The following is a 16,082-nucleotide window of genomic DNA, read 5'->3' on the forward strand; positions in this document are numbered from 1 at the left end:
GGAGTAACGGAAAAGGGATTCTTTACTACGCTACTGCCAGGCCTGGCAGTAGTTTGCGAAGCTGCAGACTAGTGCCGGGCAAATAATCCTGTCTGACTGACAGGGCATCTACTGTCACCTATGTGTGTGTCCACAGTGGGTCTCCGTATGGTTAATTCAGCGGCGATTGTATGGTCGAAACCAAACAAGTCAAGCGGGAGATTGAAAAAGCCTGTCAAACAGGGTTTTTGAGTCACAAATAGCGGCTGTATGTTGTTTATTTGTTGGACTATTGGGGTGGAAGGGGTAGCCGTAAGGTTGTTTTTTGGGCGCTATTGGACAAATCCCAGCAGCGGCTTAATATCAACACTATCACTCAGCAGAGTTACCGGAGTCGCAACGCTTTTCATGTCTTCCAATATCCGCATCGCCAGCCTGAATCTGTTCAACTTTGCCATGCCGCCGCTGGCGTTTCACGAGTTCAACAACATCTATACCCAAGGACAGTGGCAACAAAAGTGCGACTGGATAGCCCGCTGGCTGCAGCAGGCGCAGCCAGATCTGGTGGGCTGGCAGGAGGTATTCAGCCCCGAGCCGCTACGCGAATTGTGTCAGTCTGCCGGTCTTGCCCACTTTGCGCTGGTGGATTCGCCGGTCATAGAAGGATTTGTTGCCCGCAAGAGTGTGGTGGCTCTGGCAAGCCGTTTTCCGATTGTTTCCTTGGCGGCGGTAGCGCTGGATGCCGAACTGGCATTTTCACTGGGACTCAAGGATGAGTTTCAAAGCAGTCGTCAGATACTGAGAGCCACCTTGATGCTGCCTGGGATCGGCCACTGTGATACCTATGTGGTGCATTTCAAATCACCTCGCAACAAGTTGCCCAAGGGCGCGGTCGAGTTGCAAGGTGCCGCCGGGCTGCTTGCCGAGAGTGCGCTGGGACGGTGGTCAGCCGCTTTGCAGCGTGGCAGTGAGGCTATGTTGTTGTATCAGGCGATACTCAAGCGGCGCCGGCAAAGCGACAACGCTGTGGTGCTGATGGGGGATTTCAACGCCGGCATAGATTCCAGTGAACTCAAGGGCCTATTGGTGGGCGCCGGGCAGCTCTATAACGGGGATATTCGCGCTGCAGGCCTCCACGGCCTGCCTGATGAAAGGCTGAAACTGCAACTGGCACATTTTCAGCTGCTTGACGCCTGGCAGCTCTGGCGAGAAGTCTCTGAGCCAGCCTGCGGGCAAGTGACAGCTACTCGCCCCGTGACCCATTTTCACGGCTCTCAAGGCAGTGTGGTCGACTATCTGTTGTTGAGTCAGGAGTTTGATGCCCGTAGCCAGCATAGCCTGGCAGAAGTGGTGGATTATCGGGTCTATGACAAACATCTGCTGCGGCCGCAGTTTGAGCAGGATGCACAGGCGAGCGACCATACACCAATACTGGCAGAAGTCCGTTTACGCCATCCCTGACGTTGCACTCAGGTGGGCTAATCAAACGGCCGAAAGTCCCAAAAACGCGCGAAAAAGTTGTCGAAAACTCCTGTGGTGAGCCGACTTTTAGGCTATTATTCGCCCCTTGAAAAGTCACTCGGGTCATCAGGACCCGGTTGCCGACACTCCAGACAGGCGCATCATGGTACTCAAAATCAAACTTAGACCCGGCCGGGAAAAATCCCTGCTGCGGCATCACCCCTGGGTCTTTTCCAGCGGCATTCACAATATCAAAGGCAAACCACAAATGGGAGAAACGGTTGAAGTTGTTGCCCATGATGGCCGCTGGCTGGGGCGGGGCTCCTGGTCGCCGGAGTCGCAGATCCAGGTACGGGTTTGGAGCTTCAATCGTGATGAGGAGATAGACAGGGAGTTCTTCAAACGCCGCATAGTGCGGGCCCAAAAGGGGCGTGATGCCCTGATTGCCGAGCAGGGGCTCACAGGTTACCGCCTTATTGCCGCCGAGTCGGACGGTTTGCCCGGGATCACCATAGACAAGTATGCCAATGTGCTTGTGTGTCAGTTGCTGTCGGCCGGCGCCGACTATTGGCGCGATACATTGGTCTCTGTGCTCTCTGAGCTATACCCGGACTGCGCCATCTACGAGCGCTCCGATGTCGAGTCACGTAAAAAAGAGGGCCTGGAGCTGGTTACCGGCCTGCTGCATGGTGAATTGCCGGCAATGCCTGTGGTGATAGAGGAAAACGGTATCAAGATCGCCGTGGATGTGACCAAGGGCCACAAGACGGGGTTCTATCTGGATCAGCGTGACAACCGTGCCACGGCTGCCCGTTTCGTCAAGGGTAAGTCTGTGCTCAACTGCTTCTGTTATACAGGCACTTTTGGCCTCTATGCCGCCAAGGGCGGCGCCGCCAGTATTGAGAATGTCGATGTTTCCAAGCTGGCGCTGGACACGGCGAAGCAGAACATGGCACTCAATCAACTGGACGATAGCCATGTGCATTACCATGAGGCCGACGTCTTCAAGCTGCTCAGACAATATCGCGATGAAGGGCGTAAGTTTGATGTCATAGTGCTGGATCCGCCCAAGTTTGCCGATAACAAGGCGCAACTCAACGGTGCCTGCCGCGGTTATAAAGATATCAATATGATTGCCATGCAACTGTTGCAGCCGGGTGGCACCCTGTTGACCTTCTCCTGCTCAGGGCTGATGCAGGCGGATCTGTTCCAGAAGATAGTGGCCGATGCGGCGTTGGATGCAAAGCGCGAGTTGCAGTTTATCGAGCGCCTGTCACAGGCTTCGGATCACCCCATAGGTGGCGCTTTCCCGGAAGGCTTTTATCTCAAAGGTTTGGTGGCCAGGGTCTGGTAACTCAGGCCACTTTGGTTAACCAGGCATGATCAACAAAGAACAAAGGGGGCGTGGCTCCCTTTTTTGTACCTAATCTTTTCCAACCACCGCTATCTGTGCTGTTGCCGTCTTGGGTTAACCCCTGGCGCCCTTTACTCTATGGGGAAAAGGGGCTTAAATGCGGCAAGGTCTATTAAGTAAACAGGAACAGAGGATGTTTAAGAAACTGCTTGCCGCAATTGGCGTTGGTGGTGCCAGTGTAGATACCCGCTTGCTCAATGCCAGCCTGCAACCCGGGCAAACCTTTGAAGCCAGAATCGTGCTCAAAGGCGGCGAGGTAAGCCAAAGTATTGCCGGCCTGGAGCTGGCCCTAATGACCCGGGTTAAGGTCAGTGATGGCGACAGCAGCCACTTTATCAATCATTGCCTGGCCAGCTGGCGCATCAGCGAGGGCTTTGAACTTCAGGCCGGAGAGGAGAGAGAACTGCCTTTCATCGGTCAGTTGCATCCTGAGACCCCATTTACCGAGTTGCCTGTGCGTAACAATCAATGCCGGGTCTGGCTGCAAACCGGGCTGGCGATAGATTACGCCATAGATCCGGGCGATCAGGATCTGCTGCAGATCCAGCCTACCCAGCTGTTGCTGCACCTGCTGCAGGCCATGGAGGAGCTGGGCTTTGTCCTTAAAAAAGCCGATGTCGAGCAAGGCTATATCAACACCTCTGGGTTTCGCAGTGGTTCAGGCTGCTATCAAGAGTTGGAGTTTGTACCCGCAGGGCTTGGGATCCGCCTTTTGCGTGAAGTGGAGCTCACCCTGGTACCGGCCGGAAAGCAAACCCATATCTTGCTGGAGCTGGACCGGGCCTTTCGCGGCGATGGCTATCTGAGTCTGACCTTGGATAATCAGGCCGATTATCCCCAGGTGTTGGCCGCGTTGCAGCCTCATCTGGTTTGAGTCGACTGGCTTGAGCCTGGCGTGAGTCATCCCCATATCTCACAATGTGCGGCGATAACGCCGCTTGAGAGGAGAGTTCTATGTTGATTGCTTGTCCCCAGTGCGCTGGAATGAACCGGGTGCCGGAAGAACGGCTGTCTCAAGGCCCTAAGTGCGGTCACTGTAAGCAGCCTTTATTTCAGGGCAAACCCTTTGAGCTGACCGGCGCCAACTTTGCCAACCATGCCCACAAGTCAGAGCTGCCGTTGGTGGTGGATTTCTGGGCCAGCTGGTGTGGCCCCTGCAAACAGTTTGCCCCCATATTCGAGCAGAGTGCCGCCGAGCTGGAGCCGGAGTTTCGTTTCGGCAAGCTGGATACCGAGGCTCAGCAAGCGCTGGCGGCTCAGTATGGGATCCGCTCCATTCCGACCATAATGCTGTTCAAAAATGGCCGCGTGATAGCCCAACAGGCCGGTGCCATGCCCAAACAGGCATTCCAGCAATGGCTCAAGAGCCAGCCAATTTGAGGCTGGATAACAGCAAAGCTCTGGTGGTGCTGGTTCATGGCTTCAACAAAGATGAGCGCGACATGGAGTTTCTGGCCCAAGGCTTGGCCCGGCAATACAGTATCCTGTGCCCCAGATTGCCCACCCGTTTCGGCTCACTGCAACAAGCGGTAGCGACATTGCGCCAGGCGCTGGATAAGCAGAATTGGCAGCAGTATCCCAGGGTGCACTTTGTGGCTCACAGTATGGGAGGCTTAATCGTCCGGCAACTGCTGGCAGAGCAGCCGCCCGACAATTTGGGCCACAGTGTGTTTATTGCCACGCCCCATGATGGTTCACCGCTGGCGAGCCTGGCCGATAAGCTTCCGGGATATTCCCGGCTATTTCAGCCGCTGCAATCTCTGCTGCCGGGGCAGCGCTGGGCAAGTTGGCGCGAGGATAGTCAGGCTCATCTTGGGATCATCGCCGGCAGTGGGACTCAGGATCCCTTGGGTACCTTGATTGACGGCGAGTCCGATGGCCGGGTACCCCTGGCGTCCACCCGTTGTGATGATGCTAATGATTGGATGGTGTTGCCCCTGTGCCATAAGGCCATACATTGGCATCAGGATACGCTGGCGGCGGTACAGGGTTTTCTTGAGCGCGGCCGCTTCGGCGCTGACTAACGGGCATTGGTAATCGGCACTGGTTAAGGGCTCTGGTTAATAGGCACTGGCTAAAGAAAAGTGCCACTGAGTCTCCCGGGTGTTCCGGATAAGCTTACAGATTGTCATTCCGGACCGGGTTCGCACCTTGCAAAATACTCAATTATTATTCACAGAGGGTTTCCAGGCTCACTCAGTTTGGGGGAGCTTATTTATCAGGAGCGAATTTGGCCGCGAAAAAAGGATGGTTGAGGCGACTGACAGCCTGGTTGATAAAACTGCTGTTGGGGCTGGTGATACTGTCCCTGCTGATGGTGATTACCCTTAAGTTTGTTAACCCACCGCTGTGGAGTTGGCGTATTGAACGCTATTGGTTTCCGCCTGCGCCGGTCAAACAGGTACAACATCAGGTGCAACATCAATGGCAGCCGCTGACTAAGATATCTGCCAATATGCAACTGGCGGTGATCGCCAGTGAAGATCAGCGTTTTGCCCTTCATTCCGGTTTTGATCTCAAGGCGATTCAGAATGCCATAGAGGAAAAGCTCCAGGGGGAGCGTCTCAGAGGCGCCAGCACCTTGAGCCAGCAAACCGCCAAGAACCTGTTTATGTGGTCTTCGCGCAGCTTTATTCGCAAGGGGGCCGAAGCTTGGTTCACCCTGCTTCTGGAGCTGGTGTTGGATAAGCCCAGGATCCTTGAGTTGTATCTGAATATTGTCGAATTCGGCCCGGGGATCTACGGCGTCGAAGCGGCGGCGCAGCACTACTTTCATAAGAGCGCCGCCCAGTTGTCGTCCCGCGAGGCAGCCTTGCTGGCCGCCTTGTTGCCCAATCCCTGGCAATATCAAATCAATCCCCCCAGCGCTTACATGAACCGCCGCGCCGACTGGATCCAGCAACAGATGCGGCAACTGGGAAGCGGAACCCTGAAGCAATTGCAATAAAAAAGCCCGCTGGTCAAACGGGCAAACCTGCAAAGGGAGAACAGGTCTAAAAGTTGTATTGCACTCCTATGGCTGCGCCGTCATCTTCTGAGTCGGCCATGCCGGCGAGGCTGGAATGGATCTCACTGCAGTCTTTCCGAGCCTCCAGGAATAGGGTCACACTGCGGTCCAGTTGATAATGCAATCCGGCAAATACGAACTGCCGCTTGAATTCATCGCCGCCATAGGCGCTGGCATATTCGGCACCGGCATCGAGCATGTTGTAGGAGATGAATGGACGCAGGCCATTGATAAATTGATAGGATATCCAAGTTTCCACACCTTGGGATTTTGGCAACATGCGCCCCAAGTTATCGGTATCGTGCCAGGCGTTGTGATTGTAGTTGGCTGCTGCAAACAGGCCGTCACAGCCAAAGCAACCATAGCTGACTCCCATGCCATAGATGTAATCTGTCTCTTGTTGCTGCCGTTGGCCGGTACGTATGATATCTATATCACCCGTGTTGCCACCCAAGGTGAGTTTCCAACCTCCGCCCAGCTGGTAGCCAAGGGCAACTCCGTAGGTGTTGTACATTCGCACTTGAGTGTCATGGAATGAGTCATTCAACATGGAACCCGGAGGGAAAGGATTTATTGGGTCACCACTGGCCTTGAGTTTGGTTAATTCATCTTTAATTTGTGCCTGAACAGCCAACTCGAATGCTCCCCAGCTGTTGCGGTATTGCATGATTTTGTCACCGCGGCCGACACCATTGATTGCGCCATCGCCTTTGTTATAGCTGAATACTCCGGCAGCGTTGCCATCCCACACCATGCCTTGGTTGGTGGCACCGACAACGTCGTACCATACCCCCCATTGCTTACCGAAGGAGAGGCGGCCATAGTTTTCATGGCTGAAGCCGACATAACCCAATCTATTACTGAGAAAATCGTCACTTTCGGCATGTAAGGCACTGTCGCTGCTGTATACCAAATCGGTTTTGCCAACGGCGTTGACGCCCCATTCGAATAGGGTGTCTATGACCCAGCCGTTATTGAGCTTATGGTCGAAGCCGAAGCGTACTCTGGAGCCGGCATTGGCCATCTCGGTTTTTCCCTGGGTGTTGATCACATGCAGTTGCAACCTACCGCCTACAATCACCTGGTTATTCTCATCGCCATAGATTTCGACGGCACTGGCCGTAAAACTTGCCAATATTGATATGACCAATAAGGCTATGGGTTTAATTGCCGGACTTGAACCTTTCATCTTGTTTTTGTTTCACTCTCACTATTTTTATCCGGATTTTATTGAGGCTTTTTCTTTTTGAAAGTGGTTTGTTCTGGCTCTTGTGGAATTAACACTTGTTGCCGAGTTCTGTGGCTAAATTATTGATGGGTTTTAATCTACGTTGATGATGGTTGTTTTTCTCTAACCTTTTAATTATCGGTATTTTGTATTTTCCTTTGAGTAGGTTTTTACACTTAAGTGAAAAGTGGAATATAAAGCATGATTAATTTTTGTGTTTAATCCGTTTTCGCTTTTCGGTTTTTTGTTGTTTTTTGGTGGTATGGCTTGTTTTCAGGTTGCAGTTGTTGGCTTTTGTGATTGGTTTTGTGTTTTGAATTGTTGCTATATATTTTGTTTTTTTATTGCTAATAAGAAGATTGTTTGTTTTTTGAACTTACTCTTATCAAGCTTGATCGATAACACTATGAATAGATTTAATAATCTATTATTAATTAATATTCATGAATTTGCTTGAATTCACTGTTGTACTATTGCCGATCACATTGTTTTTAACTTATTCAAGATTATTAAAATCACAACACTCTCATATTCAGTTTCTACTGAATTAAATTTCGAGTGGCTAAAAATAAAACAGCGTTAGGTGGATGCTATGGAATATGTAAATTTTTTTGTAGGTATGTTGGCCATTCTTGGCTTGGCACTCTTGGCTAACCTTAATAACTGGCGCCAGATAAAAATCCGTTATGTGATACAACTGCTGCTGGTGGAATTGTTGCTGGCTTGGTTCCTGTTGAACTCTTCTGTTGGGGTGACAATAGTGGGAGGCTTTGCTGCCGCCTTCTCCAAGTTACTGGAGTTTGCCAAGCAAGGGACGGATTTTGTATTTGGCAGTGTGACCAATGAGGGGGGATTTACCTTTTTCTTCATGGTATTGATGCCGATTATTTTCATTTCTGCCTTGATAGGTATATTGCAGTACTTGAGAGTCCTGCCCTTGATCATCAAGGGGATAGGCATCTGTCTCAGTAAGATTAACGGCATGGGAAAGTTGGAGTCATTCAATGCCGTGAGCTCCATGATTGTGGGCCAGTCAGAGAACTTCATTGCCATCAAGAACCTGGTTCCCCACATGACAGACAAGCAGATGTACACCCTATCTGCCACAGCCATGTCCACAGTATCCATGTCGATTGTCGGTTCCTATATGCAGCTTATAGAGCCGCGTTTTGTGGTGACCGCCTTAATACTGAATATGTTCAGTACCTTTGTGGTGCTCAATATTATTAACCCCTATGAAGTGGATAATTCGACCACAGACCAACTGATGACTGCCGATAAAAAGAGTAGTGGCAAGGTCAGTTTCTTCGAGATGCTGGGGGAATATATCATTGCCGGTTTTACCGTTGCCGTCATAGTCGCGGCCATGTTGATTGGCTTTATCGCCCTGATTGCCTTGGTCAACTATCTGTTTGAGGTGGTGTTCGGTATCAGTTTCCAACAGGTATTGGGTTATGTGTTCTATCCCTTGGCCTGGTTGATAGGTATTCCTGCCAGCGAAGCGATGCAAGCGGGCAGTATCATGGCCACCAAGTTGGTAACCAATGAGTTTGTCGCCATGATAGATATGAGCAAAATGGTCAAAGAGGGGGCCTTGTCGGCTCATACCACTGGAGTGTTGTCGGTGTTCCTGGTGTCTTTTGCCAACTTCAGTTCAATTGGAATGATTGCCGGCGCGGTGAAGGCGCTCAGCCCTGAAAAAGGTGCTGTAGTATCCCGCTATGGTCTCAAACTGGTTTACGGGGCGACTCTGGTCAGCTTATTGTCGGCGGTTATTGCAGGCATCATGCTCTAAGCAGTGGGGAGCCGAGGCTCCCCCCTGTTTCTTCAAACCGAGTCTGCGGCGGCCGGTAAGCTCTCTAGCGCCCCTGGCGTGTCGGCACATACGCGATTGCGGCCACTGTTTTTGGCTTGGTATAGTGCGCGGTCGGCTCGTTTTACGGCCGCTTCTATCGATTCTGTTGCAATTTCAACCTCGGCCACGCCCAAGCTTATGGTGCAACTTATCCTGTCTCCCGTGTCGGCGGTTAGCTGCATCGCTTCGACATTGAGGCGCAGCTGCTCGGCTCGCTGCAGGGCTTGGCTTAGGGAGGCTCCCGGAAGCAAGATCACGAACTCTTCACCGCCGAAGCGGGCCGCCATCTCGGCTCCTTGGCAGTGTTGCTTCAATAATTTGGCCAGGGCGACTATCACCCTGTCGCCCAAGTGATGACCAAAGTTATCGTTGATCTGCTTGAAACTGTCTATATCCAGAATAAGCACAGAGATAGCCTCGCCATTGCGACCGGCCAGCTTAAGTTGATAGTCGGCCTCAGAATAGAAATAGCGCCGGTTATAGAGTTTGGTCAGAGGATCTGTGGCCGCCTGGCGTTTGAGTTCTTCCTGCGAGGCGCGGATATCCTCCAGGATTTTAATCCTGTAGGAGATGATAAATGCCAGGGTCAGGGCTTCCAGCATAATGCCTATGCCGACTCCGTGGCTGCTGAGATAGCTCGGAGAGATCAAGCCCTTGTAGAAGAGCACGGCTATGCCGTTGAAGATCACGAAGAAGCTGTGGCCCACCAGAAAGTACTTCACCAGGGGGTTGCCCTTGCGATAGAGGGAGATACTCACAGAGAAGGTCACCAGCATCATGAGTGCAGCCAGGCTGCTGGCGGGTTTGAGTGCCGCAGAGATATCAAATAAGCCCCAGAACAGGGTCGCCAGCAGTAACAGCAACATCAGCTGCAACGCCTTGTGCTCTGTGGGGTAGAACTGCCTGGTCTCGAAGATGGCCGTCATAAACAGCAGCAGGAAAATCGGCATGGTGATCAGCGACAGATTGAGCATGAAGACGCTCGAGCCGTAGGCGTTGAACACGCTGGCAACTAAGCCATAGGACAGGGCTATCCACACCAGACCCGAGATCAGATACAGCGAATAGTAGATGTTCTCTTTCTTACTGGTGGCGAAATACAGCAGGCAGTTGTAGAACACCAGTGCCAGCAACATGCCCACCATAAGTGCAATATCATAGTGAGTGCTCACAAGGGCCCGCCGCGAGTTTTCCTCATCCATCAGTGTCATGGCAAACCATTGATGGGAGTAGGCGTGGCTACGAATATACAGGGTTGTTATCTGATCTGGGGCCAGCTTCAATGAGTAGACGACTGTACCCCGATACATGAGTGGGTTGTCGGCGGCCTGTTCGAGATCCAACTGCTCGTGTCGTTGCAGTTGTTGGCCGCTTTCCTCATAGATGTCGATTTGCTGCACATGGTAAGCATGGGGCAGGTGCAAAAACAGCGGCTTTTCCTGCGAGAGCCTATTGTGCAGTATCAGCTTGAACCAAGTGACCCTGGCATTGGTGCCCAAGGTGGTGACATTATTGGTTACGCCGAAAGGCTTCTGCCTTGCCTGCTCAAAACCGAGGCTCTGGCTGTCATCAACAAAATAGCCGATTTTGAATTCATCAAGCGTGACGCTGCTTTGTTCTATGTCAACAATGGGAAGCTTAACCTGCTCTAATGCAAATAGTTTTAGGCTGGTTAGCAGCAAAAACAGGCACAGCAACGCGTATCTCAATTCCATTCAGGTATCCATCTTCCCTGGCGCCGGCATGTCCAGGCGCCTCTTTATTGCTCAATGGTACCCAAGGATAAAAAGTGTCGCCAGCAATACCATGCGACATGCGGTTTATCGCAGATAATCATTGACGTTGATCTTTCGGTGAATCCATTACCACCATGGTGGTGATGGATTTGACTTGAGGATATTCTCCGAGGACTTCGGCATGAAAACGTTTATAACTGCTGAGATCTTTGGTCTCGACCCGCAACAGGTATTCGTTGGCGCCTGTGATATTGTGGCACTCTACCACTTCCCTGGCGTAGCGGATATGCTCTTCAAAGCCCAACTGGGATTGTTTACTGTGACTGTTGAGGCCTATGGCGACGTAAGCAATAAAACCTATGTTCAGTTGGCTCTTGTCCAATACGGCCCGGTAGCCCTTGATCAGTTTTTTTCGCTCCAGTTCCTGTACCCGCCTCAGGGTGGCAGAGGGAGATAATCCCACCCGCTCGGCCAACTCGACATTGGAGATCCGGCCATCACTCTGTAGCCATTGCAATATTCTTTCGTCAAATCTATCCATGGTGATGTTTTATTGCTTACTTTTCACTTTAAGGGCAAATATAAGCACAAAATTGCGTCCCAATCCATCTAGTATTTGCTGACTGTTTATTTCAGGAGTAAAGCAAGAATGGAGCCTAATTTGCTATGGCCTTTGGTGATGTTTGCCTTTGTTTCAACCGTGACCCCAGGGCCCAACAACATCATGTTGATGACTTCAGGTGCCAATGTGGGTTTTGTTCGCACCTTACCGCATATGCTGGGGATAGTGCTGGGGTTCAGCCTGATGCTGTTGTTGGTGGGGATCGGCGTGACCGGCTTGTTTCAGGCCTATCCTTGGTTGCACCAGTTACTGAGTTTGCTCTGTATTGCTTACATGGTGTATCTGGCGCTGAAAATCGCCTTGAGTCGCCCGGGAAATACCAATGAAGGTTATCGCAGCATGACCTTCATTCAAGCGGCATTGTTTCAGTGGCTCAATCCCAAGGGGTGGTCCATGGCGCTGGCGGCGGTGAGTCTTTACAACCCGAGTGCCAGTTGGCAGCAGTTGCTGCTGATCTCTGTAATATTTGCCTTGGTCAATGTCCCGTCTGTCAGTATCTGGACCCTTATCGGCAAACAGTTGAGTCGCTGGCTGACGGCGCCCAACTACGCCCGTGGTTTTAACCTGTTGATGGGCGGTCTTTTGCTGGCATCCATAGTACCCATGCTCTGATGTTCGCTTTCCATGGCATTAATATGAAAGAAGGCGACCCTGAGTCGCCTTCTTGCTTGGATGCCGATTATCGGCGCTTAACGTGGGCCCGGCTCGGCATAATGGGTCATCCAGTCTTTGACCTGGTTATACCAATAGATGGAGTTGTTGGGCTTCATGATCCAGTGGTTCTCATCGGGGAAATAGATCATCCGCGATTCCACTCCACGGCTTTGCAGGGTGCGGAACAGCTCAAAACCTTGTCCCACGGGCACCCGGTAGTCCAGCTGACCATGGCTCACCAGCGTCGGGGTATTGAAACCTGCGGCAAAGTAATGGGGTGAAATCGACTGGTAGATTTCCGGGTTTTCCCAGTAGTGGCCGAAGCGGGTGCTGTGCACGGCGAAGTCGGAAGCCATCTGGGAGTACATGTCGTACACGGCGGCATGGATCAACAGCGCCTTGAACGGATGTTTCTGCCCGAGGATGATGGAGGTCAGATAGCCGCCGTAGCTGGCACCACCGGCCACCATGCGATCGCTGTCGATCCAGCTCTTTTGTTCAAACCAGTCGGCTGCCTTGAGGACATCATCCAGAGACTTGTTTTTCCAGTCCGGGTTGATGGCATCGGCAAAGTCCTGGCCGAAGCCGCTGGAACCGTGGAAATTAGGCCAGGCGGTGACATAACCCCAGGAAGCGAAGGTCTGGGCGTTCCAGCGATAGTGGAAACCATCGCTGATGGCGTTGTGTGGGCCGCCGTGTACCAGCATAAACAGCGGGTACTTCTTGCTGCGATCGAAACCCGGTGGGTAGTGCACCCACATCTGGATATCCTGGTTGTTGTAACCCTTGTAGGTCACAGACTCATAGCTGCCCAGATCCACATCCTTGAGCAGTTCGTCATTGAACTGCTCCAGCCTTTGGCCCTTGCCGTTCTTGGGATTGATCGCCAGCAGTCGCGCCGGATAAAGGAAGCTGTCGTTGAGGGCAATCAGGGTGCCTTTCTTGCCTATCTGCGGCTGACCATAGTTGGTGTCCTTGGTGATCGCCTTCACTTTGCCGCTCTTGGCATCGATATGATAGATACGGCTGGTGGCGGCATCATCAATGGCGGCGTAGAAGCCTTTGCCATCCGGCGTCCAACTGAACTGAGACACAGATCTGTCCCAATTGGCGGTCAGGGTCTTGAGCTTACGGCTGTGGATATCCAGCAGCATCAGCCTGGAGGTGTCGGCATAGAAACCCGGGATCTTCTGGCGAGTGAAGGCCAGCGTCTTGCCGTCGGGGCTGAAGCTTGGGCGGCTATCGGGCGCTTCGTTGTCCGGTGTCAGGTTTTCTGCCTTGTCTGCGCCTATCTTGCCGAGGAAGATGTCCAGCTTGGGATCGACCCGGTTGTCGGAACCGTAGGCGTTGAAGGCGATCAGTTTCTCATCGGCAGAAACATCATAGCTGCCGGCACTTTGACTCGAACGAGGCAGCTCATGGCCCAGCGTTTGAGTAATGGCTTCTATCTCGCCTCCCTTGGCGGAAATTCGGAACACATGCGCCTGACGACGTTCATCCAGCCAGTGATCGAACTGGGCATAGGGCAGGGCATTCCACTGCTTGGCCGAGGTCTTGTTGTCCTTGTCGGCTTTCAGCTGATCTTGCATCTGCTTCCAGTCCTGCCCGGGGAAGATGTTGCTGATGAAATAAAGATGTTTGCCAACCCATTTGATGCCATACACGCCGGTAGGCACTTCGGTCAGCCGCTGGGCTTCACCCGGGCCATTCATCGGCAGCAGATAGATCTGCCCGGCATCGTCTTCATTGCGCTGGCTGACAAAGGCCAGAGTGTTGCCATCGGGAGAAAATACCGGGTTGCTCACCTTGAGTCCGGCGGCAGTCAGTGGGCGTTGATGTTTGCCATCGGCATCAAAGTACCAAAGTTGGGTCGACCCTTTGTCGGCCTTGACATCATACTCGGTCACGGGGGCGATGATATGCTCGCCGCCGGGCGATACTACCGGGCTGCCGATACGCTTGAGTTGCCACAATAGCTCAACCGACAAGGGCTTGCCCGGCTCTGCCCACGCCGATGCCAGTGGCATCAAGAGGCAGAGCAACAGAATTCCAACCTTCTTCACGGAAAGTCTCCTTTAGATACAGATAGTTATTATATTTGGCAGCGAAGGCTGCCTCGGGAGTATATCCCCGGATGATGAAAACAAGCTTATCCGGGCACGGTTTGATGGGATTATTTTGTGTAACTTTCTGTTAGCGCTCGTACGGTATCGTGCGAAATTTGGCCGTTTTGTGTGGGGTTAAGCCAGGTTATTTATAATCAGAGGCTATAAAGAATAATAACTTAATATTTTGTCGTGCTTAAACTAGCGCTTATTATGCGGTAGATTCTCTCTTCATATACCGTTTCCCGTATAAGGTTCCATATGTCTATTGCAGTTATCGCATCCATTGCGGTATTTCTCGGCGTTCTGTTTATTCTGTTTCACCAACAGCAAAAAGAGCACAAATTATCCCGTCTGGTGCTGATCGGTTTAATCCTCGGCAGTGCCTATGGTTTCCTGATGCAGTCTTACTTTGGCGTGGACAGCCCGGTCACTGCAGAGACGCTCAGTTGGATAGCCATAGTCGGTGGTGGCTATGTGGCCTTGCTGAAGATGGTGATCATGCCCTTGGTGTTGGTGTCCATGGTCGCGGCAGTGGTCAAGTTGGATAAGGGCGGCTCGCTCGGCAAGATCTCCTCCCTGACCATATTTATTCTGATGGCGACCACGGCCGTAGCGGCTTTGATAGGTATTCTGGTCACTTCCATCTCAGGGATTTCTGCCGAGGGGCTGATAGCCGGTAGCCGGGAAACGGCGCAAATGGCAGTATTGGATACCAAGGCGGCTTCGATTGCCGATCTGACTGTACCGCAAATGCTGCTGAGCTTTATTCCGGTAAATCCTTTTGCCGATCTGGCCGGTACCCGTTCCACTTCCATCATTGCCGTGGTGATTTTCGGTATCCTCCTCGGGATAGCGGCCCGCAAAGTGATGCATGAGAAAGAGCAACTGGAATCGCCTATACGAACCTTTGTTGAAGGTGCGCAGGCGATTGTTATGCGCCTGGTGAAGATGATTATGGCGCTGACTCCCTATGGTATTGCCGCGCTAATGGCCAAGGTGGTCGCCTCTTCCAGCGCTGCCGACATGCTCAACCTGTTGGGCTTTATTCTGGCGTCTTACGTCGCCATCCTACTGATGTTTGTTGTTCACGGCATGCTGGTGGCCATGGTAGGCGTTAGCCCGCTGGACTACTTCCGTAAAATTTGGCCCGTGCTGACCTTTGCCTTCTCGTCGCGCAGTTCGGCGGCGACTATTCCATTGAATGTCGAGGCTCAGGTGACCCAGCTGAATGTGCCGCCGGCCATTGCCAATCTGGCGGCCTCGTTCGGTGCCACTATCGGCCAGAACGGCTGCGCCGGTATCTATCCTGCCATGTTGGCTGTGATGGTGGCGCCCAGTATGGGCATAGATCCACTGGACTTGCATTTCATGCTGTCCTTGATTGCCATAGTGACCATCAGCTCCTTCGGGATAGCCGGTGTCGGTGGCGGTGCAACATTTGCGGCGCTGATCGTCCTGCCTGCCATGGGGCTGCCAGTGGCCATTGTGGCGCTGCTGATCTCCATTGAGCCGCTGATTGATATGGCGCGTACCGCCTTGAACGTATCCGGTTCCATGACCGCAGGTACCATGACCAGTCGGCTATTGAAGCAAACCACGGAAAACCAGACGGCCGAACAGCAGTAAGTTGCCCCGGCTAACGGCTTGAGAAAAAGGATAACTCCCCATACTGCCAACTTGGAGTTGAGAAGGCTACAGGGTGTTTATACCGTTCTTATACGAGCTGGTGAGTATGTTGGTGAACATCCTCTTAAGGATGTTCCCTTGTTAACAAAGCCTCCCAAAGAACAAGCTTTCTTAACTAAGCCGCAGATAAACCATTTGTATGGGTCTTTAATGCGCAACGTCGGGGCTGAGCGGCGCCAGACTATGCCTGCTTCGGGTAACAGGCGACGAATGGTTGATGCAGCGACGCATAGCTTAAGCTGTGCATTAATCACCTTGGCAAGCAGTTCGCTGCTCCAGCGGCTACGCTGGTAACCAAAGTCTTCCGGACAAAGCTGGATAAGCAGTGACAG

General features: G+C 52.3%; 13 protein-coding genes and 1 pseudogene. 9 read left to right on the plus strand and 5 right to left on the minus strand.

The window, feature by feature from the left end:
- Nucleotides 1–387 precede the first annotated feature (387 nt).
- The 6 genes from N512_RS0117125 to mtgA all read left to right on the plus strand — a co-directional run bounded on the left by N512_RS0117125 (nt 388) and on the right by mtgA (nt 5,801).
- Nucleotides 388–1,440 carry an endonuclease/exonuclease/phosphatase family protein gene (locus N512_RS0117125; protein WP_051472848.1) on the plus strand — a complete coding sequence of 351 codons (1,053 nt, stop codon included), beginning with the start codon at nt 388–390 and terminating at the stop codon, nt 1,438–1,440.
- 163 nt (nt 1,441–1,603) lie between these two features.
- On the plus strand, nt 1,604–2,794 hold the full coding sequence (locus tag N512_RS0117130) for a class I SAM-dependent rRNA methyltransferase (RefSeq protein WP_028781101.1): 1,191 nt from the start codon (nt 1,604–1,606) through the stop codon (nt 2,792–2,794).
- A gap of 193 nt (nt 2,795–2,987) precedes the next feature.
- Nucleotides 2,988–3,728, plus strand: coding sequence for a sporulation protein (locus N512_RS0117135; RefSeq protein ID WP_028781102.1), 741 nt, complete (start codon nt 2,988–2,990; stop codon nt 3,726–3,728).
- Nucleotides 3,729–3,808: 80 nt separating this feature from the next.
- Nucleotides 3,809–4,234 carry a thioredoxin TrxC gene (trxC, locus tag N512_RS0117140; protein ID WP_028781103.1) on the plus strand — a complete coding sequence of 142 codons (426 nt, stop codon included), beginning with the start codon at nt 3,809–3,811 and terminating at the stop codon, nt 4,232–4,234.
- Nucleotides 4,210–4,878, plus strand: coding sequence for an alpha/beta hydrolase (locus tag N512_RS23260; RefSeq protein WP_051472849.1), 669 nt, complete (start codon nt 4,210–4,212; stop codon nt 4,876–4,878). The genes trxC and N512_RS23260 overlap by 25 nt, the downstream gene beginning before the upstream one ends.
- A 206-nt stretch (nt 4,879–5,084) precedes the next feature.
- A complete protein-coding gene (gene mtgA, locus N512_RS23265; RefSeq protein WP_037475400.1) occupies nt 5,085–5,801 on the plus strand; it encodes a monofunctional biosynthetic peptidoglycan transglycosylase in 717 nt (238 codons plus the stop codon).
- Between the two features lie 46 nt (nt 5,802–5,847).
- Here the strand turns inward: mtgA and N512_RS0117155 are convergent, their stop codons facing one another.
- On the minus strand, nt 5,848–7,050 hold the full coding sequence (locus N512_RS0117155; RefSeq protein WP_045284007.1) for a porin: 1,203 nt from the start codon (nt 7,048–7,050) through the stop codon (nt 5,848–5,850).
- Between the two features lie 631 nt (nt 7,051–7,681).
- Here N512_RS0117155 and N512_RS0117160 point away from each other — a divergent pair.
- On the plus strand, nt 7,682–8,884 hold the full coding sequence (locus tag N512_RS0117160; protein WP_028781105.1) for a NupC/NupG family nucleoside CNT transporter: 1,203 nt from the start codon (nt 7,682–7,684) through the stop codon (nt 8,882–8,884).
- Nucleotides 8,885–8,916: 32 nt separating this feature from the next.
- Here the strand turns inward: N512_RS0117160 and N512_RS0117165 are convergent, their stop codons facing one another.
- Together N512_RS0117165 and N512_RS0117170 are read right to left on the minus strand one after the other, a co-directional pair.
- The gene (locus N512_RS0117165; RefSeq protein ID WP_028781106.1) at nt 8,917–10,659 is read right to left on the minus strand and encodes a sensor domain-containing diguanylate cyclase; all 1,743 of its coding nucleotides are present in this window, start codon (nt 10,657–10,659) and stop codon (nt 8,917–8,919) included.
- A 118-nt stretch (nt 10,660–10,777) separates the two neighbouring features.
- The gene (locus N512_RS0117170) at nt 10,778–11,221 is read right to left on the minus strand and encodes an Lrp/AsnC family transcriptional regulator (protein ID WP_028781107.1); all 444 of its coding nucleotides are present in this window, start codon (nt 11,219–11,221) and stop codon (nt 10,778–10,780) included.
- Between the two features lie 108 nt (nt 11,222–11,329).
- On the opposite strand from N512_RS0117170, the gene N512_RS0117175 reads away from it, so the two are divergent.
- The gene (locus N512_RS0117175; protein ID WP_028781108.1) at nt 11,330–11,914 is read left to right on the plus strand and encodes a LysE family translocator; all 585 of its coding nucleotides are present in this window, start codon (nt 11,330–11,332) and stop codon (nt 11,912–11,914) included.
- 77 nt (nt 11,915–11,991) lie between these two features.
- Here N512_RS0117175 and N512_RS0117180 read toward each other — a convergent pair whose 3' ends face one another.
- Entirely contained in the window at nt 11,992–14,019 is a 2,028-nt protein-coding gene (locus tag N512_RS0117180; RefSeq protein WP_028781109.1) for a S9 family peptidase, read from the minus strand.
- Between the two features lie 303 nt (nt 14,020–14,322).
- Between N512_RS0117180 and N512_RS0117185 the strand changes: the two genes are divergently transcribed.
- Nucleotides 14,323–15,690, plus strand: coding sequence for an L-cystine transporter (locus N512_RS0117185; protein ID WP_028781110.1), 1,368 nt, complete (start codon nt 14,323–14,325; stop codon nt 15,688–15,690).
- A 194-nt stretch (nt 15,691–15,884) separates the two neighbouring features.
- On the opposite strand, the pseudogene N512_RS24175 reads toward N512_RS0117185, so the two are convergent.
- Nucleotides 15,885–16,082, minus strand: a pseudogene (locus tag N512_RS24175) (IS630 family transposase); the annotation flags it as partial.

Origin of the sequence: Shewanella sp. 38A_GOM-205m (genome assembly GCF_000518445.1) — a bacterium.
Lineage (GTDB): Bacteria > Pseudomonadota > Gammaproteobacteria > Enterobacterales > Shewanellaceae > Shewanella > Shewanella algae.

What these genes read in the sequence shown, in the direction of transcription:
- N512_RS0117170 (WP_028781107.1), bottom strand. Translation starts at nt 11,221, where the DNA reads ATGGATAGATTTGACGAAAGAATATTGCAATGGCTACAGAGTGATGGC.
- N512_RS0117175 (WP_028781108.1), top strand. Translation starts at nt 11,330, where the DNA reads ATGGAGCCTAATTTGCTATGGCCTTTGGTGATGTTTGCCTTTGTTTCA.
- N512_RS0117125 (WP_051472848.1), top strand. Translation starts at nt 388, where the DNA reads ATGTCTTCCAATATCCGCATCGCCAGCCTGAATCTGTTCAACTTTGCC.
- trxC (WP_028781103.1), top strand. Translation starts at nt 3,809, where the DNA reads ATGTTGATTGCTTGTCCCCAGTGCGCTGGAATGAACCGGGTGCCGGAA.
- N512_RS0117185 (WP_028781110.1), top strand. Translation starts at nt 14,323, where the DNA reads ATGTCTATTGCAGTTATCGCATCCATTGCGGTATTTCTCGGCGTTCTG.
- N512_RS0117135 (WP_028781102.1), top strand. Translation starts at nt 2,988, where the DNA reads ATGTTTAAGAAACTGCTTGCCGCAATTGGCGTTGGTGGTGCCAGTGTA.
- N512_RS23260 (WP_051472849.1), top strand. Translation starts at nt 4,210, where the DNA reads ATGGCTCAAGAGCCAGCCAATTTGAGGCTGGATAACAGCAAAGCTCTG.
- N512_RS0117165 (WP_028781106.1), bottom strand. Translation starts at nt 10,659, where the DNA reads ATGGAATTGAGATACGCGTTGCTGTGCCTGTTTTTGCTGCTAACCAGC.
- N512_RS0117130 (WP_028781101.1), top strand. Translation starts at nt 1,604, where the DNA reads ATGGTACTCAAAATCAAACTTAGACCCGGCCGGGAAAAATCCCTGCTG.
- N512_RS0117155 (WP_045284007.1), bottom strand. Translation starts at nt 7,050, where the DNA reads ATGAAAGGTTCAAGTCCGGCAATTAAACCCATAGCCTTATTGGTCATA.
- N512_RS0117160 (WP_028781105.1), top strand. Translation starts at nt 7,682, where the DNA reads ATGGAATATGTAAATTTTTTTGTAGGTATGTTGGCCATTCTTGGCTTG.